The organism is Mesorhizobium sp. M4A.F.Ca.ET.020.02.1.1 (assembly GCF_004022645.1).
In the GTDB taxonomy this organism is placed as follows: domain Bacteria; phylum Pseudomonadota; class Alphaproteobacteria; order Rhizobiales; family Rhizobiaceae; genus Mesorhizobium.
The window spans coordinates 1-1808 of sequence record NZ_RZOI01000975.1 but is presented as its reverse complement, the minus strand read 5'-3'; the positions used below and the strand labels follow the sequence as shown (position 1 = coordinate 1808).

Sequence of the window (1808 nt, the reverse complement as noted above, 5' to 3'; positions counted from 1 at the left end):
GCCTGGCAGATCGCTGAGGCCGGCGTTCCGGTCGTGCTGCATGAGATGCGGCCCGTCCGCGGCACCGATGCGCACAAGACCGATGGTCTGGCCGAGCTCGTCTGCTCCAACTCCTTCCGTTCCGACGATGCCGAAACCAACGCGGTCGGCCTGTTGCATGCCGAAATGCGGCTTGCCGGTTCGCTGATCATGAGCGCGGGCGACGCGAACCAGGTGCCGGCCGGCGGCGCGCTGGCCGTCGACCGCGACGGCTTTTCCGAGGCGGTGACCCGAAAGATCGAAGCGCATCCGCTGATCACCATCCAGCGCGAGGAAGTGCCCGGCCTGCCGCCGGCGGACTGGGACCAGGCGATCATCGCCACCGGCCCGCTGACCGCACCTTCGCTGGCCCAATCGATCGCGCAGGCCACTGGCGCCGATGCGCTCGCCTTCTTCGATGCGATCGCGCCGATCGTGCATTTCGACACGATCGACATGGACACCTGCTGGTTCCAGTCGCGCTACGACAAGGTCGGCCCCGGCGGCACCGGCAAGGACTACATCAACTGCCCGATGGACAAGGACCAGTATCTCGCCTTCGTCCAGGCGCTGGTCGACGGCCAGAAGACCGAGTTCAAAGAATGGGAAGGCACGCCCTATTTCGACGGTTGCCTGCCGATCGAGGTGATGGCTGAACGCGGCGTCGAGACGCTGCGCCACGGACCGATGAAGCCGATGGGGCTGACCAACGTCCACAATCCATCGGTGAAGGCGTACGCCGTCGTCCAGCTGCGCCAGGACAATGCACTGGGCACGCTCTACAATATGGTCGGCTTCCAGACCAAGCTGAAGCATGCCGAGCAGGTGCGCGTGTTCCGCACCATTCCCGGCCTGGAAAACGCCGATTTCGCCCGCCTCGGCGGCCTGCACCGCAACACCTACATCAACTCGCCGACCCTGCTTGACGCTTCGCTGCAGCTTAAATCGCGGCCAGGCCTGCGCTTTGCCGGCCAGATCACCGGCTGCGAAGGCTATGTCGAGAGCGCGGCCATCGGCCTGCTCGCCGGCCGCTTCGCCGCCGCCGAGCGTCTCGGCCATGCGCCATCGTTGCCGCCACTCACCACCGCCTTCGGCGCCCTGCTCAACCACATCACCGGCGGCCACCTCGTTTCCGACGACGAACCGGGCAAACGCTCCTTCCAGCCGATGAACGTCAATTTCGGCCTTTTCCCGCCGGTGGAAGCGCCGAAGATCGAAGGCAAACGCCTGCGCGGCAAGGACAAGACGGTCGCCAAGCGCCACGCGATCACGGGGCGCGCGCTGGCCGATTGCCGCCAATGGCTGGGCCTGCCGGCGCAGGCAGAGGCGGCTGAATAGCTACTCCGCAGGCTCCGCGTTCGCAGTCGGCAAGCCCGGCTTGCCCGCATCGCCCGGATTTCGCCTGACATAGGCCGCCTTCAGCGTCTCCGACGTCTCGCGCGAACCGTCATGGCTCCAGCCGGGCGGCCGGACGAAATAGTTGAAACGCTGGCGCAGCGTCAGCCCTGGCATCAGCGTGTCCTTGAACATGCCGATCCATTCGTGGAAGGCCACTTTCAGCGGGTTGAAGGTGCCGATGTTCTTGACGATGCCATAGCGTGGCCGGTCCTCCTCCAGTTCCTCGACGAACGTGCCGAACATGCGGTCCCAGATGATCAGCGTGCCGGCATAGTTGGCGTCCAGATAGCGCGGATTGGTGGCGTGGTGGACGCGGTGGTGCGAGGGCGTATTGAAGATGAACTCGAACCAGCCCCACATCTTGCCGATCGCTTCGGGGGGGACCAGAAACT

The 1808-nt window shown here is 65.4% G+C and carries 2 protein-coding genes; one reads left to right on the top strand and one right to left on the bottom strand.

What is annotated here, in order from left to right; all coding sequences use genetic code 11:
• Positions 1 to 1356, top strand: a 1356-nt coding sequence (trmFO, locus tag EN742_RS33820; protein WP_128333816.1) for a methylenetetrahydrofolate--tRNA-(uracil(54)-C(5))-methyltransferase (FADH(2)-oxidizing) TrmFO, incomplete at its 5' end; no start/stop codon positions are given.
• On the opposite strand, the gene EN742_RS33815 is transcribed toward trmFO, so the two are convergent.
• Positions 1357 to 1808: sterol desaturase family protein (locus EN742_RS33815; protein WP_148670476.1), on the bottom strand; the 452-nt coding region annotated here is incomplete at its 5' end.